Origin of the sequence: Acinetobacter sp. 742879, assembly GCF_000588535.1 — a bacterium.
In the GTDB taxonomy this organism is placed as follows: domain Bacteria; phylum Pseudomonadota; class Gammaproteobacteria; order Pseudomonadales; family Moraxellaceae; genus Acinetobacter; species Acinetobacter pittii.
The window spans coordinates 1-25154 of record NZ_JFYC01000017.1 but is presented as its reverse complement, the minus strand read 5'-3'; the positions used below and the strand labels follow the sequence as shown (position 1 = coordinate 25154).

Below are 25154 nucleotides of genomic sequence, written 5' to 3'. Positions count from 1 at the left end.
CATGCTGAAGCCTCTCCTCATAAAAATTAGTCCTCTTGATAATGTAGCCATTGTAGTGAATGACGGTGGTTTACCACCTTCTACACATATTGAAGAATACCAACTCATCTTGGTTGATCATGTGCCACAGGGACATAAAGTTTTATTAAAGTCATTAAAGCAAGGGGAAGCAATTGTTCGTTATGGGGAAATTATTGGTTATGCAAATAAAGATTTATCCGCAGGTTCATGGGTAAATGAAGCCGTTACCCAAATGCCTGAGGCACCTGAGCTAGATGATCTTGAGTTAGCAACTCGTCCTGATCCAAAGCTTCCAACCTTGAGCGGATATACATTTAAAGGTTATAAAAATAAAGATGGCAGTGTCGGCACAAAGAATATTTTAGGTATTACGACCAGTGTTAACTGTGTAGAGGGTATTGTTGATTATGTCGTTAAAATTATTGAACGTGATTTACTTCCTAAATATTCAAATGTAGATGGTGTAGTCGGATTAAACCATTTATACGGTTGTGGCGTGGCAATCGATGCACCCGCTGCAATTGTTCCTATTCGTACAATTCATAATCTTGCACTCAACCCTAATTTTGGTGGAGAAATTATGGTTGTGAGTCTGGGCTGCGAAAAAATGCAACCCGAACGTCTTCTAAACATTCCTAAAGAAAACAAATATATTCCCCTAGCAAATGAGGACATTATTCAGTTACAAGATGAACGCCATAACGGTTTTGAAAGTATGGTCAACCATATTTTAACCGTGGCAGAACAACACCTTAAAAAGCTTAATCAACGTACTCGAGAAGAAGTTCCAGTTTCTAATTTAGTTGTAGGCATGCAATGTGGTGGGAGTGATGCATTTTCCGGAGTTACCTCTAACCCTGCCGTTGGTTTCGCAGCTGACTTGATTGTGCAATGTGGCGGCACCGTCATGTTTTCGGAAGTTACAGAAGTCCGCGATGGCATTCACCTACTTACTCCACGCGCAGTAAATGAACAAGTTGCCAAAGATCTAATTCGGGAAATGAAATGGTATGACGATTACTTAGCAGCAGGCCAAGTAGACCGAAGTGCCAATACCACACCGGGCAATAAAAAAGGTGGACTGAATAACATTGTAGAAAAAGCGATGGGATCAATTGCAAAATCGGGCCGCTCACCGATTGTAGAGGTTCTTGCACCAGGCCAAAGACCGACTAAAAAGGGTTTAATTTTTGCGGCAACACCATCAAGTGACTTTATCTGTGGTACGCAGCAAATGGCATCTGGAATTACGGTCCAAGTCTTTACCACAGGTCGCGGTACACCTTACGGGTTGGCAGCAGTGCCAGTTATAAAAATGGCAAGCCGAAACAATATTGCAAACCGTTGGTATGACCTGATTGATATCAGTGCTGGCGATATTGCGATTGGAAAGAAGACTATTGAAGAAGTGGGCTGGGAACTTTTTGAACTGATTTTACAAGTGGCTAGTGGCGAAAAACAAACGTGGTCGGACCGTTGGGGTATTCATAACTCACTCGCTGTATTTAACCCTGCACCCGTGACCTAATAAGGTTTAAAAGATGAGGCATATCACCTCATCTTTTCACATTTCCCATCTTAATTACGACACATTTCACTAAAACTTAACATCGCTGCTAAAATAACATCGAAAATTAAGAACTCTATTTCTCTATGCAAAATCAGACTGCTTCAAATCTCCCCTCAACTCAACTTGGAAAAGCGCTGCTTTGTCTTATGACATCAGCATTATTATTTTCCATTATGGGAGTGTGCATTCGTTTTGCTTCACAAACAGTAGACAATGCGACCGTCGTGTTTTTTAGAAATGCAGTGGGTTTATTTATTTTTATTCCGATGCTCTTTAAACAAGGTTTAGACTTTATTAAAACCGATAAACTTTGGATGCACACTTGGCGAAGTATTGTGGGACTAGCCGCCATGTACGGTTTTTTCTATGCCATTGCAAACTTAAAACTCTCAAATGCCATGGTTTTTAGTTACTCATCTCCTATCTTTATTCCACTTATTGCATGGCTTTTCTTAAAAGAAAAAATTACTAAATCGATGATTTTTGCCGCTGTGATTGGACTCATTGGGGTTTTATTTGTCGCTAAACCCGACCAAGGTCTATTTAACGCATTGTCTTTTATTGGCTTGGGGGCATGCTTTTTATCAGCAATGGCTTTTGTCACCGTAAGAGCTTTAACCAGTACAGAGCCACCTGAACGTATCGTTTTTTACTTCTGTGTTTTTGGTAGTTTAATTTCCTCTATTCCGATGTTCTGGCATTGGCGAATTTTCACTTGGCATGAACTAGCATTACTCATTGCCGCAGGACTTTTAGCAAATATAAGCCAACTTTTTATGTCTTATGCCTATAGCCTAGCCCCAGCTGGCCAAATTGGCCCAATGAACTATATTGCCATTATTTTTGCAGGAATTTGGGGATTTGTTTTTTGGCATGAATTACCTGATCTGTTTAGCATTATCGGCATATTTATTATTTTATTTGCGATTTTGCTCTGTAATCCATTTTTGCAGAAAAAGTTACTTTCTCGATTTAAATAACAAACAAACCTTAATCTAATTTAGGTACTGTATTCGATACTCATTTGGTGAAATGCCTGTCCAATGGCGATAGGCTTTTCTAAAATTAGAAGTATCTGAAAAGCCAATTCTCTCAGCAATTTCATCTACGGTTAAAGTTGTCTCTCGCAAATATTCATCAGCAAGACGGCGCCGAGTCTCATCTAACAATTCTTGATAGGTTAAATCAAAACCTGCCAAGCGCCGGTGTAAAGTACGCTTTGAGATATGTAAACGTTTAGCCATTTCTTGAGCTGATGGAAAAAGCCCCGTTCCATCCAATAGTATTAAACGAATCGTTTTCACCAACTCTGGCTCTTCAAGTTCAGCAGCACCTAGCATCCGCTCACAAAACGACTTACACATATCGGCTGTAATCGGGTTGGCATTTGGGCAAGGTACATCGAGCCACTTTAAATCAAAATGCCATTGCATCACCCCAGCATTAAACTGAACGGGGCAACGAAACACTTTTTCATATTCTTCTGCATAGTCAGGCGCTGGGTATGGTAATAAAAGCTTCTTCGCTTGAAATGGTCCTTCAAGTACCCGTTCAATTAAAGTTTGCATTGAGCTAAACCAAAACTCGCACACTAAAGGTAAAAGCTTACCCAGTGCAATAATGTCCTGCCCTTCAAAAACGGCAACATCATATCGAATATAAAATGACTTCTTTAAAATAGGCCCTGCAAGCTTAATGTGTCGAATGCCAAGCTCGACTGCTTGTCTAAAATTACGTGAGGAATATAACGCATAGCCATATACTCCAAAATCTGACAATCGCTGCTTTTGCCCTGCGCGCAGACCAATGAGTGGATCATGTGATAGCTTTTGAATATTTTGAAATAGCTGAATTTTTTGGACTTGGGAAATATATAAAGAGGATTGATTCATCGCATCTGGCGAAATATTTGTGCCAGATAAAACATCTGATATTGAATGGCCTTGCAAACCCATTTCATCAAATAAACTGGTCAAACCCAGCAAATATGTATTGGAACCTAAGGATGTATTATCATAATTTCCTTTGATAACCGCATTTGTATTTTTATAAACATTATTAGGCATTTAATTCACACCATCCCTAGAGTGACGTGCATAATGGCACTAAACTACCTCTTGTTGTCTCAATTTAACATCGACCATATGACGCTTCAAGCATAAAGTATGATAAGCAAAAGTATGGAAGGAATAATAATGGAACAGTCCACCTTAAAAGAATATAGCGGCTCTGCCACTGAACATATGGAACTTATTTTTTCCAAACAACGTGCCAATTTTGAAGCAGATCCTTACCCAAGTCTTGAAGCACGCCGCACAAAACTGCATCAACTTAAAAAACAAATTATCCGTTATCAAGATGCTTTAGCTGCTGCGATTAATTCCGATTTTAGTTCAAGATCACTTGATGAATCTAAACTACTAGATTTGCTTGGCTCTCTGTTGGAGGCTGATCATGCGATTCATCATTTACGCCGTTGGATGCGTCCAAGTAAACGCCGTACAGAACTTTTATTTTTATCAAACCGTTTAAGCGTGCAATACCAACCTAAAGGCGTGGTTGGTGTTATTGTTCCTTGGAACTTCCCCGTTTATTTAGCACTTGGCCCACTCATTGCCGCATTAGCTGCAGGCAACCGAGTTATGATTAAGCTACCTGAAATTACCCCAAATACCAATGCAATGCTTCGACGCATGCTTGCTGAAGTCTTTAATGAAGATGAAGTAGCCGTGTTTGGTGAAGAAATTACAGACCCAGCAAAATTTACCTCTTTGCCATTTAACCACATTGTCTTCACTGGTTCCCCGACCATTGGCAAGGTCGTCATGCGTGCTGCTGCTGAAAATCTAACGCCTGTGACACTTGAGTTAGGCGGTAAATCACCAGCAATTGTAGGCCGTAATTACCCACTTGCCGATGCGGCAAAACGTATTACACATGGCAAAGCAACTAATAGTGGTCAAATCTGTGTAGCACCTGACTATGCGTTGGTTCCTAAAGAAAGTATTGATGAGTTTGTGGATGCAGCAAAATCCAGCTTTATAAAAATGTTTGGTCAAAACATCACAAACAATGAGAATTACACATCGATTGTAAATGACCATCATTTAAAACGTATTCAAGATAGTTTGACCGATGCACAAGAAAAAGGTGCACGTATTGTTCCTTGTGACACTTACAGCTTTGACCAACAAGGCCGTAGAATGCCTGTACAGATTGTGCTGAATTGCACACCAGATATGCGCATTATGAAAGAAGAACTCTTTGGCCCTATTTTACCTGTGGTGGCTTATGATTCTTTAGATGATGCGATTACCTATGTAAAATCGGACGAACGGCCTTTAGCGCTTTATTGCTTTACGCATAGTTCAGTAGAACGTGATCGTATTTTGCGTGAAACTCATTCAGGTGGCGTGACCATTAATGACTGGGGCTGGCATGTAGTTAACCATGACGCTCCTTTCGGTGGTATCGGCAACTCGGGCATGGGGTCATATCATGGTGAGGAAGGTTTCCGCGAACTTTCACATGCAAAAACTGTATTTATTCGTCATCGGTTTTTCCCGACGCAGCTTTTCCACCCTCCTTATGGAACATTTCTGCAAAAGTTAGCGATTCGCTTTTTCTTAAAAAAAGGCGATCCAAGTATTAAATAAAGAGTATAAAAAAGCCTCGTTATGAGGCTTTTTTATCGGCTTTTAATTAATCAACCGGACGTAATAGAAAAATTATGAAATTTACAGATCTTTAAATAAGTATCTTCAAATAATTTTTCCATTTTAGGGTTCCCATCATGATAGTCATCCCAAAATTCTCCACTAAATTCTTTAGGTTCAATAGTCGTAGTTATAGTATCTTCCTGCTTATAAAATGAAATTTCCCAACCTTCAGGTATACTAGGATTAATTATTTCAAATTTAGAAATTTCTACAATAACAGGAGTACCATCTGAATCGCGGCGAACAGATACTTTTGTTTCATTTCGATATTCATTAAATTGCACCCCAAAACAGATGTATCTTTTCCCAATAGTAAAATCGTACAAATCACTATCATTACACTTAAGTATCATGGGATTACTATTCCTTTTACTTTGTAATCTTTATTTTTAAAATCAATTTAATTCATTTTAATATTTATGACTATATTTAGAATCCTGAAAAACATTTCAGACCTTACAAAAATTTTCTGAGTAAGTTTACTACTAAATGTTGGAACCATAAACAAATTATCTTAACTAAAAATTATTATTTTAAAAATAAAAAAGCTAGACACACGCCTAGCTTTAAAAACATTTCATCTTCTAGCTTAAATATAATCAACCTTTTGAGCTTTTAAGATATCAAGCTGCAACATTTTTTTCTTTTTATATTTATAGGCAATAAATAAACCAATAAACCAGATTGGTGAACACTCAAGTGCAATTAAAGTATCATGGTCTAAAGCCAAAATTACGATAGTAAACACTAAAAATAACATGGTCATCCATGCCATAAATAAACCACCCGGCATTTTATATTTTGACTGGGTATGTAATTCAGGGCTTTTCTTACGATAATAAATATATGAAAGCACAATCAACATAAACGTAAAAATACATAAAATTGAAGTCAGCGCTGAGATAATCGTAAATGCAGTCATGACATTTGGAACAATAAATAAAATAGATGTTCCAACCGTTACGCACGCCATTGAAAATACGAGTCCTCTGATTGGAACTTTTCTTTTTGACAGTTTACTAAAGCTTTTAGGCGCATCATTATCTAACGCTAGACCGTATAACATTCGGCTAGTTGCAAAGATTCCACTATTTGCAGAAGATAAAGCTGAAGTCGCAACAACAAAGTTGATTAACCCTGCCGCAATTGGTAACCCGACCAAAGTAAACATTTCCACAAATGGGCTCTTTTCTGGTGAAACTTTTGCCCAAGATGTGACTGCAATAATACAAACCAACGCGCCCACATAGAATAATAAAATACGTAAAGGAATAGAGTTAATCGCTTTTGGAAGTGAAGTATGCGGATCTTTAGTTTCAGCAGCAGTCGTACCGACAAGCTCAATACCCACAAATGCAAATATGGCAATTTGAAAACCTGCCAAGAAACCTGTTACACCATAAGGAAACATTGATTCTGTTTCAAACAAATGGCTCATTGAAGCCTTAACACCATTTGGTGAAGTAAACCCGGTCCCAATTAAATAAATACCAGCCAGAATAAATAGAATAATTGCAGTAATTTTGATGAGTGAGAACCAAAACTCAAGTTCACCGAACAATCGAACGGCCACAAAGTTAAGTATGGTTAAGATGGCCAATGATGTAAATGCTGGAATCCAGACGGGTAAATCGGGATACCAAAACTGCATGTACCCTCCAATTACAATTACATCGGCAATCGCAGTAATAATCCAGTTACACCAATAGGACCAACCAAGGAAAACCCCCGCCCATGGACCGAGATAAGCTGTTGCAAAATCGGCGAAGGTTTTAAAATTCGTGTTGGCAAGCAACAATTCACCCATTGCCCGCATCACGAAGAAAAAGAAGAAACCAATAATTAAATAGGTTAAAACAATTGAAGTACCCGAAACACTTAATGTTTTCCCGGAACCCATAAATAATCCAGTACCAATTGCACCACCGATTGCGATCATTTGAATATGACGATTTGTCAATGAGCGCTGCAATTTCTCTTCTTCTTGCTCAGTCATATGTTGACTACCAAGAAGATCTCCTTCCAAGAACTGCTTTCCGTTATTCTTACTCATGTAATATTTACTCCAATTTATAGCAACCGTCGTAAATGCTTTAATAATAAATAAATTATATGATTATTAATTTAGTCCATTAAACCATTCTAAAATATTATTAAATCACTTAAGACCTTATAAATTCCTTTTTAAAAGCCATCACCTATAACAATAAAAATTATTCACCATTCCTTTCCTTCATTATTATATTAGCCTGATTTCCAAAATATAATTTCGATAAACATTTAAAATATATAAACTAATTAAATATTTTATTGATTTAACTTTTATAAAGAAAAACAGGCTAATTAATCTTAGCTCAGCGAGCAAGATTGTATTTATCCATATACCCATCTTGCGCTAGCGATAATATAGTATTCCTTCTTAAATTTGGTGAAATGTGTAGTAATTTCCGCTTAATTAACAGCCATTCGAAAATGTTCAGTGGCTTTGAGTTTATTGACCACTTCTGGACTCGAAACTTGTTTAACATGAACACTTAGCACCCGAACTAAAGAGCCATTTTCAACATTCAATTGGTTTGCCTGTTCTTTTGTTAACTGCAATATGTTCTGATGAGGTTGGCTATACACAAGAATGGCGCGATAATTTTCATAGTCATCATTAGCCACAATGTAAGCTTCATCCCCTACAGCGATATTTTCAGGTTGTTCAATTTGAACCGTTACAGACTGACTTTCTTTAATTGCCCGTAAATTTTCGATATCTGCTTGCAGCGTTGCACCGCCATCAAAAATATCGACATAGCCTTTATAGCGCAGTCCTTCTTCAAGCAAGAGATTGTAGGCTGGTCGAGTATTTGGGTGAACAATACCAATCGCGGCTTTAGCATCATCAGGTAGCATATCGACATAGAGTGGATGTCTTGGCATCAGCTCAGCAATAAAAGCCTTTTGCCCGACTCCACTCAAATAATCGGCCTTGGTAAATTCAATATTAAAAAACTTGTGACCTACCGCATTCCAAAATGGTGATTGTCCATTTTCATCAGAGTATCCGCGCATTTCGGCAACAATGGTTTCTTCAAAATATTGACGAAATTCTGAAAGAAATAAGAAACGGACTTTAGATAAAAATTTGCCATTTTTATTCAAGCGATAGTCAGGATCTAAAAATAAAGTACAAAGTTCACTACAGTTGGTATGGTCATTACTCAAATACAAAGTCGGTAAAGCGTTATAAACACTTAACGGTTCAGATGCATGAACTTGTGTTCCTACATGGAAGTTATACCAAGGCTCTTTTAAACCAAGTGCGACTTCAATACCGCAAACACCGACAACTTTGTTGAGTTCAGTATCTTCTAAAACAAATAGGTAAACCTGATCTGCCTTTGGGAGTTCGCCTGTGACTGTCTTACACGCCCTCTCAATACGAGCAGCAAGTTTTTCCATATTGGGCTGCAAAGATGTCAAACCAAAACCCGCTTTTTTTGCCAACAGGTAAAGATCATTAACATCTTTAGGTTCGATGTAACGAATAATCATCATGCTGCTTGTTCATCCTTTTGCATTTCTACAAAGCGAGCAAGCGCACGTTCAAAGCGTTTTAAACCTTCATCAATATCAGCAAATGGAATGATTAAAGACGGTGTAAAACGTACAACATTCGGACCTGCAATAAGACTCAGTAAACCTTCTTCACCCGCAAGATTATTAATATCTTTTGCTTTACCAGCGAATTCATCTTTTAAGGCACAACCAATCAATAAGCCTTCACCGCGAATCGTTTTAAAGACTTCATATTTTTCATTTAATTTATTTAAAGCGTTTTTATAGTAGTCATGACGTTCTTTAACACCATTCAGCACTTCAAGCGTATTAATAAATTCAAATACAGCCCCTGCAACCGCACTTGCTAACGGGTTACCACCATAAGTCGTACCATGTGTACCGACAGAAAAATGCGGAGCAAACTTATCGGTTGTTAGCATTGCACCGACTGGAAAACCACCACCTAGTGCTTTTGCAGTAGTTAACACATCTGGAATAACGCCAGAGTTCATGTAGGCATAAAGTGCACCTGTACGGCCAACACCCGTTTGTACTTCATCAAAAATAAGTAAGGCACCGAACTCATCACATAGTGCTCTTAAGCCTTTTAAAAATTCGATGTCAGCAGGAATAACGCCGCCTTCACCTTGGATCGGCTCAACAATCACGGCACAAGTTTGTTCATTAATGACCGCTTTTGCAGCTTCTAAATCATTAAAGGCAACATGGTTGATACCATTTGGAAGAGGTGCAAAGTCTTGTGAATATTTAGGTTGACCTCCCGCCGAAACGGTAAATAAGGTACGGCCGTGGAACGCATTGTTAAATGCCACAATACCACTTTTGCCAGCAACACCACTGTCGAGTCCAACTTTACGAGCTAGTTTTAATGCAGCTTCATTGGCTTCTGCACCTGAGTTACAGAAGAATACTTTATCTGCAAATGTATTTTCAGTGAGTTGTTTTGCAAGGCGTAGAACGGGTTCATTTGTATAACCATTGCCTACATGCCAAAGTTTTGTTGCTTGTTCTGTTAAAGCATTTACTGCCACTGGATGCGCATGACCTAATGCGTTTACTGCAATCCCGCCTGCAAAATCGATATATTCTTTATTTTCTTGATCCCAAATACGTGAACCTTCACCACGTACCGGAATGAAATTTGCCGGTGCAAAAACTGGAACCATCCACTCGTTAAAGTCATTACGAGAAACTGCAAAATTATTCATCTTATCTAGTCCATTAAATTGAATTATTAGGCTTAACCGATGCCCCTATTATTCAAAATCAAATTGATTCACAAAATTTGTAATTCAGTCAAAAATGAATTAATTTTTACCAATTTGATAATTGACAATTACAATATGGATAACATTGATCAAATTATTTTAGGTTTACTTAAAGATAACGCACGGATGTCTGTTACCGAGTTAGCCGAAAAAGTTCACGTTTCAAGAGCAACTATCAAGAAGAGAATGGAGTATCTGGAGTCTTCGGGCATTATTACCGGATATACGGTACGGTTTAAACCGAATGCTGAACGCAACGTCATCCGTGCATGGATGAGCATTATGGTCGAAGGCACCAAAGCGCAGTCTGTGATTAAAGAACTACGCCTAGAAAGTGCCGTGGAATGTTTACATAAAACGAATGGCAAATGGGACATTTTGGTCGAGCTACGTTCTGATACTTTAGAAAACTTCGACAAAGTTTTAGAAAGAATCAGGAATATTTCAGGTATTTATAACAGTGAAACTAGCATTCTGCTTGCGAGTCATAAGACCTAATCATTCAATTTAATTTCAATAAATAAGAACTCGAAATTGATGAGCTAAGTTAAATCTTGGCTCCTCAAGCTGCTCTCGATTAGAAAATTATTCAATTATCTTTCATCAAATCTACTGAACTAGTACGACAATCAACCTCTCCTAAAAATCTTCAATAAATTTTTAATATTTTTTAAACAATCAAATCAAAAACTTAAAATCCAATTTGATTTAAATTTTCACTTTTTTCACTCACTCCTCTCATCAAAGCATTTGACAGAAAATTTAAAACATAATACATATAGTATTATATGTTATATGTTAAAACCTAAGGACAAGGTATAAAAAATGGCTAAAACTCAACTACAACACTTTATTAACGGCGAATATGTTGCTAGCAAAGGAAATGATTACTTCGACTTGGTAAGCCCAGTCACTGGTGAAGTTTATGCGCAATCACCGAATGCGACCGAGGCAGAAGTTGATGCAGCTTATGCTGCTGCAAAAGAAGCGTTTAAAATTTGGGGACGTAGTACACCTTCGACTCGTCAAAAAGCATTACTTAACTTGGCAGATGCTATTGAAGCAAATGCTGATCGTTTAATTGAAGCACAAAGTCGTAATACGGGTCAGTTAAAACACTTAATTGCATCTGAAGAAGTAGGTGCATCAGCAGATCAGGTTCGTTTCTTTGCAGGTGCTGCCCGTTTACTCAATGGCACAGCTTCAGGTGAATATTTAGAAGGTTTAACCTCTTCTATTCGCCGTGAACCTGTCGGTGTAGTTGGGCAAGTTACACCTTGGAACTATCCACTCATGATGGCTGTTTGGAAAATTGCTCCAGCTTTAGCCGCAGGTAATACCGTGGTACTTAAACCAAGTGATACAACGCCGGAAAGTACGCTTTTACTTGCTGAAATTGCTGCACCATTTTTCCCTAAAGGTGCATTTAACGTAGTGTTAGGCCAAGCTCAGGTGGGTTCAAAAGTTGTATCACATAAGACCCCTGCACTCGTTTCGATTACAGGCTCAGTTCGTGCGGGATTACAAGTTGCAGCTTCTGCCGCAGCAAATCTAGCGAAAGCGCATCTTGAGCTTGGTGGTAAAGCACCTGTAGTGGTTTTTGAAGATGCTGACCTAGACAAAGCAGTTGAAATGATTGCTTTAACAGGCTATTTCAACGCAGGGCAAGACTGTACTGCAGCAACGCGTGTAATTGTGGCTGAATCTGTTCATGATGAATTTTTAAGTAAGTTAGTTGAAGCTGCAAAAAATACCCGTTTTGGTGAACCCGATGATCAAGACGCGCTTTATGGCCCACTTAACAATGCTAACCAATTGAAAAACGTTAAAGCGTTTATCGACAACTTACCTGCTCACGCCAAAGTTGAAACAGGTGGAAAACAGGCAGACCGTCCAGGCTTCTATTTTGAACCAACTGTTATTAGTGGCTTAAAACAACACGACGAAGCCATTCAAAATGAAATTTTTGGACCAGTGATTACCGTTCAAAAATTTACAGATGAAAATGATGCGATTGAAAAAGCCAACGATGTTGAATATGGCCTAGCTTCAAGTGTTTGGACTAAAGACCATGCCCGCGCCACTCGTCTTTCTCGTGAACTTGATTTCGGTACAGTTTGGATTAATACCCATATTCCTTTAACCGCAGAAATGCCACACGGCGGTTTCAAAAAGTCAGGATATGGTAAAGATTTATCTGGTTACGGGTTTGAAGAATATACCCGTGTTAAACATGTGATGAGTTCAAACGAATAATAACAATGCGTTTTGAAAGGAGATCAAAATGAATAAGCAAGAAATGAAAGACTTGGTGACTAAAGCCCATCATGAGCTATTTAATTTGCACGACACCACTGCTTTAGACCGTTATTTTTCTGAAGACTTTATAGAGCACTCACCACTCGTTGCAAATGGCATTTCGGGCCTTCGCCAATTGGTAGAAGACTGTCCTGACATGCAACATGAAGCTGTGCGTGTATTGGCAGATGGTGACTTGGTTGCAATTCATGGCCGCTTTCAAGGCTTAGATGAGAACCCATTGGTTGGGTTTGATATTTACCGAGTGAAAGATGGCAAAATTGTGGAACATTGGGACGGTCTTGTGGCAGAAGCCGCACCAAATGTGAGTGGTAGAACACAATTAGATGGCCCAACCGAAATCGTAACTCACCATGACCCAGAGAAAAACCGTGAGATTGTGACCTCTTTCTTTAAAAAGTCATTAATTGATGGCAATTACGAAGCATTTAAAGAATACACTCACAACGATCAGTTCATTCAACATAGTCCGGACATTGGCGATGGTGTTAAAGCAGTCATTGATTTTTTGAACAATATCCGTAATGAAGGACAAGGTTTGGTATACTCCAAAACGCATCGCTCCATTGCTGATGGTCAATTTGTGTTGACACATTCCGAAGGAAGTATTGCCGGAAATCGACATGCCTATTTTGAATTATGGCGTGTAGATAATGGCAAAATTGTTGAACTTTGGGATGCAATACCAGCTGTGCCTGAAGATGAACAGGCAGTCCATCAATATGGCGTGTTTTAATCATTTATCCGTTTCATTAAGCTAAGTCTCTGACTTAGCTTTTAGAGAATTCGCCATGTCAGCATATACGATAATTTTTGCACCTATCGCTCAGGCAACTCGATCGGAACAAGTTGTGGAACGCTTGGAAAATGCAATTATCTCTGGATTGCTCAAAAGCAATGAACAGCTTCCTAACGAGGCGGATCTAGCTCGCTTAATGGGAGTGTCACCCATTACGGTCCGTGAAGCTTTAAATACTTTACGCGTAAAAGGTTTGATTGATACACGACGTGGGCGAAACGGCGGAAGCTTTGTTTGTGAGTTGCCTTCCGATTTACTCTTAAATAAGCACCCTCTGCGTCAAGCTTCCAATGAATATCTGGCTGATTTAGGCGAGTTTCATAGTGCAATTTTAAGTCATGGTGCATATTTGGCAGCACAAAGAACCACTGAATATGAACTGAGCAAAATTAAAGAACTTATTGATCAATTTGAACAGGCCGTTGAAGCAGACACACGTGCCCAACTTGATTTACGTTGTTTGTTAACACTTACCTCTTTTGCTCAATCAGCTCGACTGGCAAATCAAGAGTTAACCATACAAGCCGAATGGGCACCGCTCATTGCTGTGCTTTACCAAGATGATCAATTTCATCAACTGGTCGTCGCTCAATACCACCAACTTTTATCATCTTTTGTTCAAGGCAATGAAGATGATGCTGTTATTCAAGCGCGAAAAATCATTTCGATGCTAACAGACCAAATGCTTCGATATAAGTTATCTATTGAATAAAAACAATAAAGTAGAGCACTTATAAAATATCGAGTGAGAAATACGGAATTTTAGGAGTTATAGGAATGACCCAACATTTAGATATAGAAGAGCTTCAAAATTTGTTAAAGACGGTGGTTGAAGAAACGACAGCCATTACAGAAAAGCTGGCAACTAAAGCGAGCAAAATTCTTTCGAAACATGAACCTGAAAAAACAAAAGACGTTAAGCTTTCAGGTTCAGAACGCACAGCTTTGCAAAAGGAAATTAAAAAGGCATTACAGGAAAGCCATTACAGTCAAGGCATTGGTTTTGCAAGTTATAGCCCTGCAACGCAAGAAGAGCAAGATTATTGGACACTCGAATGGTGGTATAAAAAAGAAGATCAGTTGCAACAAGCCAAGCTTGAAAACTATCAAAATGCTCAGCGATTTTTAGATTTCCGCTCTTTTGAATGGTTCCATAAACCTGCTCAAAATAAAAGTCCGTGCATCCATGGGCCATATGTCGACTATATTTGCAATGGCGCATACACCATCCCCCTTGCCCATCCAGTCATGATTCGTGATCAATTTATCGGTGTGATTGCCACCGATATTTTAGTTTCCGCACTCGAAAAAATTCTTATGCCGAAGCTTAAAAACATTAAACAAAAAGCAATTGTAATTAACGACTCTTCTCGAGTGATTACTTCAAATGATATCACCATCAGAACAGGCACATTATTTAAAGGTCAAAGCCCCGAGCAGTTTCTGGCACGACCGTGTCAATCTTTTCAATTGGTCGTGATCTAGAGTTATATCAAAGATATAAGTATTTGATCTTGCTTTAGGGCATCACCAAGGCGAAACAGCCACCAACTTTTGTACAAACTTTCTCCAAATAGACGTGTTTATTCAAGTCTAGGGGAAGTTTTGGCTCAAAAATAGCATCGCTTTTCCGGATGAAAAGCAAAACAACGAATTTGAGGTTGAAATGACATGGAAAATAAAACGTCTTCCTTAAAAAAACTGTCTCTTTGGCAAGTCACGATTATTGGTATTGCCTACATGACCCCTATGACGGTGTTTGACACTTTCGGTATTGTCTCTGGCATTACCAATGGACATGTGCCACTGGCATATTTGCTCGCACTTGGCGCCATGCTACTCACCGCTTGGAGCTATGCAAGATTCAGTAAAAATTCTGAAAAATCAGGCTCGGCATATAGTTATACAGCTGAAAGTTTAGGGCCTAAAAGTGGCTTTTTTGTCGGTTGGTGCTCTCTACTCGACTATTTGTTATTACCTCTCATTAATGTTTTGCTAGCCGCAATTTATCTCACAGCCCTTATTCCAAGTCTGCCTTACTGGTTCTGGGTAATTGTGTCGGCAAGCCTAGTCACTTTAGTAAACTGTTTCCGCATTCGGTTACTCGCCAATTTAAGCCTGTTGTTTGTGTTTGCACCGATCATACTCATGGTCATTTTTGTTTATTTAGTGATTAAGGGTATTGGCTCGACTCAAGGTTATGAGCATGTGCTTACATTGGCGCCACTCTGGCATGAGCACCAATCTTTACTCCCTCTCGTTGCGGGTGCCTCAGTTTTGTGCTTTTCATTTTTGGGCTTTGATGCGGTTACCACGCTTTCTAATGAAACCAAGCAACCCACCAAGAATATTCCTCGTGCAGTCATGTTAACGACTCTCGCTGGCGGGCTGATTTTCTTCACAGCCGCTTGGTTTATTCAGCTTTATTTTCCAAACAATCTACGCTTTCAGCATCCATCTGAAGCGTTGCCTGAGATTGTACTGTATGTGGGTGGTGCTTTTTTCCAATCCGTATTCTTGTGCGGGCAAATTATGAACACAGTCGCCTCTGGCCTTGCCTCACATGCCAGCGCTTCGCGTTTACTGTATATAATGGGTACCGATAATATTTTCCCTAAAAAGTATTTTGGGACAATTCATATTTCATTAGGTACACCGTTTTTCTCGGTTTTGTTTGTTGGTCTTATTTCAATGTCAGCGGTTTTTCTAGATTTAGCCCAAGTCGTCAGCCTAATCAGCTTTGGTGCTCTAGTCGCTTTTACAGCCGTAAATTTCTCAGTTTTTATGAAGTTTTATATTAAAGATAAACAGCGTTCAGGGTTTAAAAACAAATTTCTAAACCTGTTTTTACCGCTTATATCAGTCTTTAGCATTATTTGCCTCTGGCTTAATCTCGATTCATCTTCACTCATGTTTGGTTGTTTCTGGTTAGCTTTGGGTGTTCTCCTATTTATCTATAAAACGATTAAAAAACAAAGTATTGCTATTAGTAATGCTTATTAATTTTTAAGGAACTTTATTATGAAAATTATTTCTAAACCTCAACTTTTAAAAGACGTGGAATATAAACCAAGTAAATCTCTACAAGTGGGTAAAGAGTGGAGCTGGTTAAAGCCGAAACATGCAAAATTTGACTCAACTACTGTAGAAGGCACCTCGGTAGATAACCCTGCAAACTATTATGAAAGCTCACTTTCTGATTGGCATACCTTTGACAGCTTAAAAGCTGATATTGAATGCGATGTGGTGGTTATTGGCGGTGGTTTATTGGGTTCATCTACGGCCTTACATTTAGCTGAACAAGGCGTAGAGACTGTTTTATTAGAAAAAAATCGCATTGGTAGCGCAGCTTCTGGACGCAATGGCGGACAACTCACCCCTGGTTTAGCTCGCTGGGAAGCTCAAGAAATGGCCGATCGCTTGAGTTATGAAGATGCCAAAAAACTCTGGCATTTTACCTCTACAGAAGCGATGCAACTGATTGATGACATCTCGGAAAAATACCAACTCAACTTTGACCGCAAATACGGCCACATTACTGCCGCCGTTCATGAAGGACATTTAGTTGGTTTAACGCAAGGCGCCGATGCACGAAAATATTTAGGTGAAGACCATACCCGCATTGTGGGTAAACATGAACTCATGGACTATATTAAATCTGACTACTATACAGGTGGTTTAATTGATGAGTTAGGTGGACAAATTCATCCTTTAGCTTTAAACCGTGGCTTAATTTATGGCTTTTGCCAAAATGACGGTACTGTTTATGAACAAACAGAAGTCATTTCAATAGAAGAAAAAGCAGATGGTATTTATGTTCAAACAGCAAATGCTGTCGTGAAAGCTAAAAAGTCTGTAGTGTTAGCAGTACACCACGCTTCGTTTAAACTTTTATCAGAGCAAAACAATACCACTATTCCGTTTTATACTTATGTTGCGACGACTGCCCCGCTAGAGCTTGATACTAAAGAGCTACTGCCATTTGGGCATCCAGTTTATGATACTCAGTTCCAGATTGATTACTATCGCCCCGTATTTAATAACCGCTTATTGTTTGGTGGCCAAGGCACTGGCACATGCTGGGGTCCAGAGAAAACATTAAATTATCTAGAGCATCGAATTCACACTGTTTTCCCTCAAATTAAAAATCTAGAGATGGATTTTGTCTGGAGTGGCACGACCGATTTAACCGTAAATGGTGCAGTCGATAGCCGTAAGTTTGGTAATAAGTTCCCAATCTATGCTGTTCACGGCTGGAGTGGTCACGGCGTTGCTCAGACGGTACGCATTGGTAAAGCCATTGCAAATGACTTTGTTGGGCAATCTAATGACTTCGAAATGTTATCTAAAATTGATCATCAAAATATTATGTTTGGTCGTACCCTTGCTCCCGTTGTTATTCCACTCGCTAAAAGCATGTATGGCATCGGTGCAATGATTAACCCGGGCAAAATGGTATCTTTCTAATTTATAAGATAACTAATTTTCAAAAAGGGATCCGTATAGCTTTTTACGGATCCTTTTTATTTAGCTGAGTAAAATCCTTTTCAAACTAGGTTATCCCTAACCAATCTATTACAATAGCGCCAGCTTTTTTATTCAGCGCATATATTTTGAGCAATTCATCTTCCCAATTAAAACGCGGACTTAAAAATCGCCATATCCAGTTGATCGCTATGGGTGGTGCTGTCGGGACAGGTTTATTTTTAGGCTCTGCACAAGTCATCCAGTCTGCTGGTCCTTCTATTATTTTAGGTTATGCCATTGTCGGTTTGGTCGCATTTTTAATTATGCGCCAAATGGGTGAAATGATCGTAGAAGAACCTGTGGTCGGTTCCTTTAGTTACTTTGCACAAAAATATTGGGGGAAATTCCCCGGTTTTTTATCGGGCTGGAACTATTGGGTTGTTTATATTCTGGTCGCGATGACCGAACTGACAGCAGTTGCTAAATATGTGCATTACTGGTGGCCCCACATTCCTGCTTGGATATCAGCCTTATTTTTCTTTGTTTTGGTCACATGTTTGAACTTAGGCAACGTTAAATTTTATGGCGAATCTGAGTTTTGGTTAGCTATTATTAAAGTTGCGGCGGTCATTGCCATGATCGTGTTTGGCTTATATTTATTGCTTACCGCGGGTAGTGACTCTATCGCTAGCTTTGCAAACTTATGGCAGCATGGCGGATTTTTTCCTCATGGGTTCTCGGGCCTATTTTATATGCTCGCCTTTTTAATGTTTGCATTTGGTGGTATTGAACTGATTGGAATGACTGCTGCTGAAGCTGAAAATCCAGAAAAAAGTATTCCACAAGCCATTAACCAAGTCATCTTTCGAATCTTGATTTTCTATGTGGCTTCGCTTGCTATCATCATGTCGCTTATTCCGTGGAATCAGCTTGACCTCGGTGGTTTAGATAAAAGTCCATTTGTGATGATTTTTAGCCAGCTTGGTATTGGCTGGGCAGCGCATTTGCTTAACTTTATTATTTTGACGGCTGCACTGTCGGTTTATAACAGCGGTATGTATGCAAACAGTCGTATGTTGTATGGACTCGCTGTACAAGGTCACGCATCCAAAATTTTTACAAAAGTCAGTAAACAAGGTGTTCCAACACCTGCTGTTATCTTTTCTTCTATTCTGATTTTTGGTTGTGTATTACTGAACTACTTTATCCCAGAAGAAGCTTTAAGCTATCTCATGTACATGGCCGTGGCTGCACTGGTTTTAAACTGGGCAATTATTAGCTTTACTCATTTAAAGTTTAAACGTGCCATGAAACTTGAAGACAAAGTTGCCAAGTTCCCTGCTCTATTTTCACCATTAAGTAACTATATCGTTTTGATTTTTATTGGCATGATTTTATATATCATGTGGACAAAAGGGTTTGAAAAATCTGTGATTTTAATTCCAATCTGGATTACATTCATGTTTGGATTATATAAATTTTTGAGTTGGAAAAAATCAATCTAATCTTTAAAGAAGGCTTATTCAAACAGGATAAGCCTTTTATAATTGAATAGCTTGTCACCCTAAGTAATTTCAGAAAATCTACTCAAAAAACCATTCACATTCTATTCATCATTATTAAATTGTTCTCTACTAGACACATGGATATGTAAGCCTTAGTCATTCTAAACATTGGTATTTAATGAGATAATTATTAAAGTACAAGTGTTTACATGATCTATAAATATTTGTGTCAATGTTCAGCTAAAATCAAAGCAGACCAGTTTATCGTTACGATCACTCAATAGGCAAAAGATACTGCATCGCAAGACAGGTTCTTTACCCACTGCACTGATTTAGCCGTCAACTGTGTCACTCAATGATGAAAGACAGGAAATTTTATGGAAAAAGCTCTGCAATGTCCTAAGTGTGGTTCTACAGAAATTGAAGCACGTGACCATGACAAATTACTTAGAACAACTGGCGGTGTTTTACTCACAGCTGCCGGTACAACGGCAGGCACTGTAGGTGGCGCTGCGACTGGTGCTACTGTTGGAGCAGCTATTGGTACTGTTGCTGGTCCTTTAGGTGTAATTGTTGGCGGAACTGTAGGGACTTTTGTTGGTGCCATTAGTGCAGGAATTACTGGCGGTGTAGTTGGTAATATTTTTGGTAAGAAAGCTGGCGTAATAATCGACAAGAATATTTTTCAAGATTATCGCTGTCTAAAATGTAAATACCGTTTTAAGCAAAAGAAGTAATTTAAATTAAATAGGAGAACTAGTTACTCTAGCTCTCCTACCTAATCAAAAAATTTATAAACTATCTGGAATAATAAATTTTTATCTAGCATTTCATATAATTAAACTAGATTGCAGCCTATTTTTAATAAAGTAAAACTTTAGTTAAGACTTTAATTTACTTAGCTACTACTCCATCTTGTTGATATTTTGGTGAACGTGGACCATATAACAACCCCATACCCGGATTATAAGTCGTCGGGGTAAAAAGTTGAGTATTTACCATACTCGCTAATGGGTAAGCCCGATCAGTAAAGCTGCCAGCAATCTGTTCAACTAAAGCACCGACGACCATTCCGATTAAACCCGCATTACCATCATTACTTGCTTGAACAAGTTTTTTCTCACCTGTCCAAATCACATCTCCAGTTTTTAAATCAACAAGCTTTGCATCAGCACTTACTGTCGCGACACTCTGAATCACTTGGTATTTAGAACCATATTCTTTAATTCGAATATATAAAGCTGCGTCTGCACCAAAAATCTCTTGTAATTTCTGGGGTGCAATAGACTGAGCATCACTGCCATTAGTAACCCCATTCTCTTTAAACATATTGTCTACGACAGAGATTGGGAAAACGTAATAACCAGCTTCTGCCACAGGTGCCACCACAGTAGGCCAATAACTATAAGTCGCTTTTACATCAGGCGAATCATTGACTGGAGGCAATACCAAAATCGATTTTGGCATATGAGCTTTATAAGCTGTAATATCTTTATTAGGTGGTGGAGTAACGGCACATCCAGTAAATGCAAGGCTAGAGATAACCAAACCAGCAATTAGAAATTTCTTCATCATGATTTTGCATTCCCACCATTAGCATTCATTTTTTGCAATAAGCGATCCATTAAAACTGTAGATTCTGGATATACTTGTCGTTCAAGCTGGAAATACTCAATTGCTTTTTGAGAATTATTCTCTTGTAAATACAATAATCCTAAATGCGCATATAAACCTGGCGGAACGGCTAAGCCCTTGCCTTTAGTTTTCTCAATTTCAGCTTCTAATTTTGTGATTTGCGTACTTGGTGTCGCTTTCTCAGGTGAGTTATACATCAAATAGGTTTGATGAGTATAAGTTCCCCAATTATATAAAGGTTGAGGACCAGCGGCACACCCAACCAATCCCATAGCAAGAAAACTGCTTAAAAGAATTTTTTTCATTTAACACATATCCAAAATTATTGAATTGACCAACGGTTATTTTGAATATCTGTTACAAGATTATTAACTGCTTCACGAACAGCTAAATCAAGTACTTTGCCATTTAAAGTCGAATCATAAGAAGCTGTAGTACCAAAGCCTAAAACTTCACGTGCGCCTAATGCATATTCACCAGCACCTTGTACCGAATGCACAACTTCTGATGTTTTTACATCAACAATATTTAAATTAACTTTGGCATAAGCAACTTGTTGTTTACCACGTCCTAAAATACCAAATAACTGTTGATCGCCTACTTCTTTACGACCAAATTCAGAGACATCACCAGTAATAACGTAGCGAGCACCTTTAATAGATTGGCTCGTATTGCTATAACCTACTTCTTGTTTAATTTCTGATAGATTGTCACGGTTTAAAACTGAAAAATAGCCAGTTTGCTGTAAATGTGTTTCAAGAATAGTTTTCGCCTGCCCACCTAAACGATCGACATTATCAGAGAAAACGCCTCGCATATAACTAGAGCGATTATCAAACTTACCAATAGAAATAGGAGTTTTTACTCCGGTATATTTTGTTGTAGCAGTAGCAGCAGTGACTTGTGGACTTTGTATCGTTCTTGAAGTTTCAGTAGTTGAACAAGCAATTAAACCGAAAGAACTCAAAGTAGTAATGATTAATATTTTTTTCATGTTTACTCTATAAAGATAAATAAATACAAAGAATACATATTATATACAAAAAGACTATCAAATAAGCGAATAAATTAGGACTCTAATAAAAAATTTATTTAATTCGTTTAAATAATTTTTTAAAGAAGCAAAAAATTTATTCTATAGATAGTTAATTATATGAAACCTATTATTAGTAAATTAATCATGGTTTGCCGTGGTATAGAAAAATCTATCTATGATATAAAAATCAGCCACTTACTTTACGCTTTAAAGAAGATATGAAACAATTATGCCCTAATACAACTTCTGAAATTACAAATGAAAAAATTATTACTTTTAAGCTTAGTTAGCATTTTCAGCTCATATAGTTTTGCAGAGGACAATAGCTCGATTTATCGGGGACTTGGTACTGGTCCTGAAGATTTTTTAAAGTTTCAAATTCTTAAACAAAAAGGTTTCCTAGCCAAAAAACCTAATATTTCAAGAGCAGACTATAACGATATATACAAACTCAAAAAACCTTATGAATTTATGGGACAAAACGTTGTGCTTATTTCAGATGAATATATGTCTGAATATGTGGGCTGTTGTGTGAGTGAAGGTTGGGGAGCTGTATTTAAGCAAACCACCAATTTAAAATTAATTGAAAAATTTGCAAAAAAGAATCAATGTAATATCGCTCCGATAGAAACCGATAGCACTTACTATGGGTTTAAAATTAGTTCTCTGCCAAAAGGTAATTACTATGAATTATCCTGCCGCGAACGTGATTTAGATGAGTCTCAATAAGTCAAAATTAAACTCTGAAAATAAGAGCCAATATTCTTGTTTAGCTTAAAATATCAGACCCATATAAACTAAGTGAGCAAGATGCTTTTGAACCACCTTTTCAAAAGCATCTTGTTCCAAAGCACTATTCATCAAGTTATTTTAAAAAACCGCTCCAACACCTCATCCCTCTCACTCAAACTATTGGTACTTAAAAACCCAAACATCAAACCATCTATTAGATTTAAAACCATATCGGCATCAGGTTTCAAGCCACGACTTGCTAGACTAAATATCAAATCAAAAAGTTCTTTAAGTAGCCATTTTCTATATTCAATCGCCATGCGGTAAGCCCTTAGGTAAAGCAGTTTTAGTTCAAAAATAGCTTTAAACAAAAGATGGTAAAGGCTATTTACATCAACATGTAAGCGGACAATTTCTTTAAGTTTATCGGCTGCGGTTGGGTAGCGATGTGAATAGACAATTGCCAGAACTTCTTCTTTGAGTCGGCTTTTTTGAAAGATTAGGCACATTTCAACAAGGCGTTCTTTCGAATGAAAGTAGTTATAAAACGTGGCTTTTTGAATTTTGGATTTTTTAATAATCAGGTCTACGCCTGCATTATGGAATCCATGCGTCGTAAAAAGTTGGATAGCGGTTTGAATAACCTGTAATTTTTTGGAAGATATTTCTAAAGTTGGCATAGTTTTTCCGTTATAAATTCTTGTTGTGTCTAAATGAGATAAAAAGCCTGTGCCCTTTTTGGGAGAAAAAAAGGCACAGCAAAGCCGTAAGACGGTGCTTGGCACATCTCAGGTTTTGTAGTTGCTAAGTTTTAAGTAAAAATGACTTAAAGCCTGAATACCTTATGGCGTTCAAGCTGCTTTAAATTTTTAAGTTGTGTCGTTATAGCTTTTGGCAGCCGCTGCCAAGAAATAATGAATGTGCAAAGCCAACTCCTTTTTTATTGGGAGTTCTGCCAAATCATTAAAATTATGGTGGCAGAACGAAAGGGGGTTCGCAGACTGGTCATAGATCCAGCACACCCGTGGGTGTCCCCCTCCCGTTCTGAACTGCACCCCATAAGTTAGACTTTTAAAACTTATGAGGTGTGCTCTATGCCAATTCCGAAGCATTCAAAAGAGTTAAAATTAAAAGTCATTCAAGCTTATTTAGAGGGAAGTAAAGGATATAAAATCCTTTCACAAGAATTTAATGTAGATCTCCAAACCATCCGCTTATGGATTGAAAACTATAAGGCACAAGGTGAAGATGGCCTGAATGTTAAAACTAAAAAAACCTACTACTCTTCCGAATTTAAAATCAAGGCTGTACAAATGCTTCTTGATAAGATACCGGTAAGAGAAGTTAGAAGACGGTTAAATCTGAGCGGGACGTCAATTTTAAGAAGGTGGCTAGCTCAGTATCATAAAGAAGGGATTGCTGGGTTTAATACCACGAGGATTTATACCAATATGCTTAAACAAGATAAAACTAAAATAACCAAGTCTGTAAAAGATGACAAAGATAAATCTCAGCAGGAGCTCATTGATGAAGTGACCGCTTTACGAGCAGAGGTTGCCTTTTTAAAAAAGCTAAAAGCCTTAAAACTGAAGCAACGTACCTAAATTCAATTTCTACTGCAGACAGTGTTCAAGTTATTTCAGAATTAAGGCAAATTTATCCATTAAAGCTCTTACTCAGTATTGCCAAGATCGCTCGTAGTACTTATTTCTATCACATGAAAGCTGTACGCTCTAAGGATAAATATACTGAGTTAAAACAGCAGATCAAGTCCATATATCACAAGCATAAGGGATGCTATGGCTATCGTAGAATTACTCTTGCTCTGAAAAGTACAGGAATAATAATCAACCATAAATGTGTATATCGTCTTATGAAAACTATGGGACTTAAATCACGTATCAGAGCACTAAAATATCGCTCATATAAAAGTGGTTGTGTCGGGATGGTGGCCGATAACATTATGCAACGGCAATTTAAAGCGAACCGTCCCAACCAGAAATGGGCAACTGATGTGACGGAATTTAATGTTAACGGTGAAAAACTTTATCTATCACCAATTATAGATTTATTTAATGGGGAAATTATTACCTTCCGGATCCAACGTAAACTCAATTATGAGTTAGTGAAAGATATGCTCATTCATGCTTTAGCTAAACTTAAGCGACATGAGAAACCAATTCTCCATTCAGATCAAGGATGGCAATATCAAATGGCTCATTATCAACAGCAATTAAAGCAACATGGTTTAATTCAAAGTATGTCTCGTAAAGGAAATTGCTTAGATAATGCTGTAATAGAAAGCTTCTTTGGAATATTAAAATCGGAGTGCTTTCATGGTGAAAAATTTCAATCAACTGATGAGTTAGAGAAAACTATACGAGAGTACATTCATTATTATAATCATGAGAGAATCAAGGTGAAGCTACAAGGTTTATCCCCTGTACAATATAGAAACCAGTTTTTAAAAACTGCTTAACTAACTGTCCAACTTTATGGGGTCAGATCATTCC

General features: G+C 38.0%; 24 protein-coding genes. 15 read left to right on the top strand and 9 right to left on the bottom strand.

All coding sequences use genetic code 11. The features are described from left to right. The first annotated feature begins 1 nt into the window (after nt 1). Entirely contained in the window at nt 2–1549 is a 1548-nt protein-coding gene (gene garD, locus J690_RS20345) for a galactarate dehydratase (RefSeq protein ID WP_032037946.1), read from the top strand. Between the two features lie 125 nt (nt 1550–1674). Next, nucleotides 1675–2571: a DMT family transporter gene (locus tag J690_RS20340; protein ID WP_001181015.1), complete on the top strand. Its 897-nt coding sequence runs from the start codon at nt 1675–1677 to the stop codon at nt 2569–2571. 15 nt (nt 2572–2586) lie between these two features. On the opposite strand, the gene J690_RS20335 is transcribed toward J690_RS20340, so the two are convergent. Further along, the gene (locus J690_RS20335; protein WP_032037944.1) at nt 2587–3657 is read right to left on the bottom strand and encodes an AraC family transcriptional regulator; all 1071 of its coding nucleotides are present in this window, start codon (nt 3655–3657) and stop codon (nt 2587–2589) included. Nucleotides 3658–3786: 129 nt separating this feature from the next. Here J690_RS20335 and J690_RS20330 point away from each other — a divergent pair, with 129 nt between their 5' ends. Continuing rightward, nucleotides 3787–5247 carry a coniferyl aldehyde dehydrogenase gene (locus tag J690_RS20330; RefSeq protein WP_032037942.1) on the top strand — a complete coding sequence of 487 codons (1461 nt, stop codon included), beginning with the start codon at nt 3787–3789 and terminating at the stop codon, nt 5245–5247. 50 nt (nt 5248–5297) lie between these two features. Here the strand turns inward: J690_RS20330 and J690_RS20325 are convergent, their stop codons facing one another. From J690_RS20325 to J690_RS20310, 4 genes are all read right to left on the bottom strand, one after another. Continuing rightward, complete coding sequence (locus J690_RS20325) at nt 5298–5663, bottom strand: hypothetical protein (RefSeq protein ID WP_032037940.1); 366 nt, start codon at nt 5661–5663, stop codon at nt 5298–5300. Between the two features lie 236 nt (nt 5664–5899). Continuing rightward, nucleotides 5900–7363 carry an amino acid permease gene (locus J690_RS20320; RefSeq protein WP_032037939.1) on the bottom strand — a complete coding sequence of 488 codons (1464 nt, stop codon included), beginning with the start codon at nt 7361–7363 and terminating at the stop codon, nt 5900–5902. Between the two features lie 398 nt (nt 7364–7761). Further along, on the bottom strand, nt 7762–8856 hold the full coding sequence (gene astA / locus J690_RS20315; RefSeq protein WP_032037936.1) for an arginine N-succinyltransferase: 1095 nt from the start codon (nt 8854–8856) through the stop codon (nt 7762–7764). Beyond that, nucleotides 8853–10088 carry an aspartate aminotransferase family protein gene (locus J690_RS20310; RefSeq protein WP_032037934.1) on the bottom strand — a complete coding sequence of 412 codons (1236 nt, stop codon included), beginning with the start codon at nt 10086–10088 and terminating at the stop codon, nt 8853–8855. Before J690_RS20310 ends, astA begins: the two co-directional genes overlap by 4 nt. A 135-nt stretch (nt 10089–10223) precedes the next feature. On the opposite strand from J690_RS20310, the gene J690_RS20305 reads away from it, so the two are divergent. From J690_RS20305 to J690_RS20265, 9 genes are all read left to right on the top strand, one after another. Beyond that, on the top strand, nt 10224–10646 hold the full coding sequence (locus J690_RS20305; protein ID WP_002001056.1) for an Lrp/AsnC family transcriptional regulator: 423 nt from the start codon (nt 10224–10226) through the stop codon (nt 10644–10646). Between the two features lie 327 nt (nt 10647–10973). Beyond that, entirely contained in the window at nt 10974–12404 is a 1431-nt protein-coding gene (locus tag J690_RS20300) for a gamma-aminobutyraldehyde dehydrogenase (RefSeq protein WP_002120548.1), read from the top strand. Between the two features lie 28 nt (nt 12405–12432). Next, nucleotides 12433–13203, top strand: coding sequence for a nuclear transport factor 2 family protein (locus tag J690_RS20295; protein WP_032037932.1), 771 nt, complete (start codon nt 12433–12435; stop codon nt 13201–13203). A gap of 55 nt (nt 13204–13258) precedes the next feature. Continuing rightward, on the top strand, nt 13259–13978 hold the full coding sequence (locus J690_RS20290; protein ID WP_032037930.1) for a FadR/GntR family transcriptional regulator: 720 nt from the start codon (nt 13259–13261) through the stop codon (nt 13976–13978). Between the two features lie 65 nt (nt 13979–14043). After that, complete coding sequence (locus tag J690_RS20285) at nt 14044–14751, top strand: cache domain-containing protein (RefSeq protein ID WP_032037928.1); 708 nt, start codon at nt 14044–14046, stop codon at nt 14749–14751. A 186-nt stretch (nt 14752–14937) separates the two neighbouring features. After that, nucleotides 14938–16269 (top strand): APC family permease, encoded by a 1332-nt coding sequence (locus J690_RS20280; protein WP_032037926.1) that lies wholly within the window; start codon nt 14938–14940, stop codon nt 16267–16269. An 18-nt stretch (nt 16270–16287) separates the two neighbouring features. After that, on the top strand, nt 16288–17733 hold the full coding sequence (locus tag J690_RS20275) for an NAD(P)/FAD-dependent oxidoreductase (RefSeq protein ID WP_032037923.1): 1446 nt from the start codon (nt 16288–16290) through the stop codon (nt 17731–17733). Between the two features lie 146 nt (nt 17734–17879). Next, on the top strand, nt 17880–19238 hold the full coding sequence (locus J690_RS20270; RefSeq protein ID WP_081405260.1) for an amino acid permease: 1359 nt from the start codon (nt 17880–17882) through the stop codon (nt 19236–19238). Nucleotides 19239–19615: 377 nt separating this feature from the next. After that, a complete protein-coding gene (locus tag J690_RS20265) occupies nt 19616–19975 on the top strand; it encodes a hypothetical protein (protein ID WP_002120526.1) in 360 nt (119 codons plus the stop codon). Between the two features lie 157 nt (nt 19976–20132). Here J690_RS20265 and J690_RS20260 read toward each other — a convergent pair whose 3' ends face one another. The 3 genes from J690_RS20260 to J690_RS20250 are packed head-to-tail and all read right to left on the bottom strand — an operon-like array spanning nt 20133 to nt 21867. Then, nucleotides 20133–20813 carry a DUF799 domain-containing protein gene (locus J690_RS20260; protein ID WP_025465434.1) on the bottom strand — a complete coding sequence of 227 codons (681 nt, stop codon included), beginning with the start codon at nt 20811–20813 and terminating at the stop codon, nt 20133–20135. Further along, nucleotides 20810–21178: a DUF4810 domain-containing protein gene (locus J690_RS20255; protein ID WP_005070471.1), complete on the bottom strand. Its 369-nt coding sequence runs from the start codon at nt 21176–21178 to the stop codon at nt 20810–20812. Before J690_RS20255 ends, J690_RS20260 begins: the two co-directional genes overlap by 4 nt. A gap of 17 nt (nt 21179–21195) precedes the next feature. After that, nucleotides 21196–21867 carry a CsgG/HfaB family protein gene (locus tag J690_RS20250; protein WP_016802974.1) on the bottom strand — a complete coding sequence of 224 codons (672 nt, stop codon included), beginning with the start codon at nt 21865–21867 and terminating at the stop codon, nt 21196–21198. 300 nt (nt 21868–22167) lie between these two features. On the opposite strand from J690_RS20250, the gene J690_RS20245 reads away from it, so the two are divergent. Further along, nucleotides 22168–22638: a hypothetical protein gene (locus J690_RS20245; RefSeq protein WP_000735016.1), complete on the top strand. Its 471-nt coding sequence runs from the start codon at nt 22168–22170 to the stop codon at nt 22636–22638. 131 nt (nt 22639–22769) lie between these two features. Here the strand turns inward: J690_RS20245 and J690_RS20240 are convergent, their stop codons facing one another. Next, complete coding sequence (locus tag J690_RS20240) at nt 22770–23321, bottom strand: TetR/AcrR family transcriptional regulator (protein ID WP_032037918.1); 552 nt, start codon at nt 23319–23321, stop codon at nt 22770–22772. 414 nt (nt 23322–23735) lie between these two features. Between J690_RS20240 and J690_RS24830 the strand changes: the two genes are divergently transcribed. After that, entirely contained in the window at nt 23736–24245 is a 510-nt protein-coding gene (locus J690_RS24830; protein ID WP_002120495.1) for a helix-turn-helix domain-containing protein, read from the top strand. Between the two features lie 5 nt (nt 24246–24250). Then, nucleotides 24251–25120, top strand: a complete 870-nt coding sequence (locus J690_RS24825; RefSeq protein ID WP_106405999.1) for an IS3 family transposase — start codon at nt 24251–24253, stop codon at nt 25118–25120. Nucleotides 25121–25154 lie beyond the last annotated feature (34 nt).

What these genes read in the sequence shown, in the direction of transcription:
- garD (WP_032037946.1), top strand. Translation starts at nt 2, where the DNA reads ATGCTGAAGCCTCTCCTCATAAAAATTAGTCCTCTTGATAATGTAGCC.
- J690_RS20340 (WP_001181015.1), top strand. Translation starts at nt 1,675, where the DNA reads ATGCAAAATCAGACTGCTTCAAATCTCCCCTCAACTCAACTTGGAAAA.
- J690_RS20335 (WP_032037944.1), bottom strand. Translation starts at nt 3,657, where the DNA reads ATGCCTAATAATGTTTATAAAAATACAAATGCGGTTATCAAAGGAAAT.
- J690_RS20330 (WP_032037942.1), top strand. Translation starts at nt 3,787, where the DNA reads ATGGAACAGTCCACCTTAAAAGAATATAGCGGCTCTGCCACTGAACAT.
- J690_RS20325 (WP_032037940.1), bottom strand. Translation starts at nt 5,663, where the DNA reads ATGATACTTAAGTGTAATGATAGTGATTTGTACGATTTTACTATTGGG.
- J690_RS20320 (WP_032037939.1), bottom strand. Translation starts at nt 7,363, where the DNA reads ATGAGTAAGAATAACGGAAAGCAGTTCTTGGAAGGAGATCTTCTTGGT.
- astA (WP_032037936.1), bottom strand. Translation starts at nt 8,856, where the DNA reads ATGATGATTATTCGTTACATCGAACCTAAAGATGTTAATGATCTTTAC.
- J690_RS20310 (WP_032037934.1), bottom strand. Translation starts at nt 10,088, where the DNA reads ATGAATAATTTTGCAGTTTCTCGTAATGACTTTAACGAGTGGATGGTT.
- J690_RS20305 (WP_002001056.1), top strand. Translation starts at nt 10,224, where the DNA reads ATGGATAACATTGATCAAATTATTTTAGGTTTACTTAAAGATAACGCA.
- J690_RS20300 (WP_002120548.1), top strand. Translation starts at nt 10,974, where the DNA reads ATGGCTAAAACTCAACTACAACACTTTATTAACGGCGAATATGTTGCT.
- J690_RS20295 (WP_032037932.1), top strand. Translation starts at nt 12,433, where the DNA reads ATGAATAAGCAAGAAATGAAAGACTTGGTGACTAAAGCCCATCATGAG.
- J690_RS20290 (WP_032037930.1), top strand. Translation starts at nt 13,259, where the DNA reads ATGTCAGCATATACGATAATTTTTGCACCTATCGCTCAGGCAACTCGA.
- J690_RS20285 (WP_032037928.1), top strand. Translation starts at nt 14,044, where the DNA reads ATGACCCAACATTTAGATATAGAAGAGCTTCAAAATTTGTTAAAGACG.
- J690_RS20280 (WP_032037926.1), top strand. Translation starts at nt 14,938, where the DNA reads ATGGAAAATAAAACGTCTTCCTTAAAAAAACTGTCTCTTTGGCAAGTC.
- J690_RS20275 (WP_032037923.1), top strand. Translation starts at nt 16,288, where the DNA reads ATGAAAATTATTTCTAAACCTCAACTTTTAAAAGACGTGGAATATAAA.
- J690_RS20265 (WP_002120526.1), top strand. Translation starts at nt 19,616, where the DNA reads ATGGAAAAAGCTCTGCAATGTCCTAAGTGTGGTTCTACAGAAATTGAA.
- J690_RS20260 (WP_025465434.1), bottom strand. Translation starts at nt 20,813, where the DNA reads ATGATGAAGAAATTTCTAATTGCTGGTTTGGTTATCTCTAGCCTTGCA.
- J690_RS20255 (WP_005070471.1), bottom strand. Translation starts at nt 21,178, where the DNA reads ATGAAAAAAATTCTTTTAAGCAGTTTTCTTGCTATGGGATTGGTTGGG.
- J690_RS20250 (WP_016802974.1), bottom strand. Translation starts at nt 21,867, where the DNA reads ATGAAAAAAATATTAATCATTACTACTTTGAGTTCTTTCGGTTTAATT.
- J690_RS20245 (WP_000735016.1), top strand. Translation starts at nt 22,168, where the DNA reads ATGAAAAAATTATTACTTTTAAGCTTAGTTAGCATTTTCAGCTCATAT.
- J690_RS20240 (WP_032037918.1), bottom strand. Translation starts at nt 23,321, where the DNA reads ATGCCAACTTTAGAAATATCTTCCAAAAAATTACAGGTTATTCAAACC.
- J690_RS24830 (WP_002120495.1), top strand. Translation starts at nt 23,736, where the DNA reads ATGCCAATTCCGAAGCATTCAAAAGAGTTAAAATTAAAAGTCATTCAA.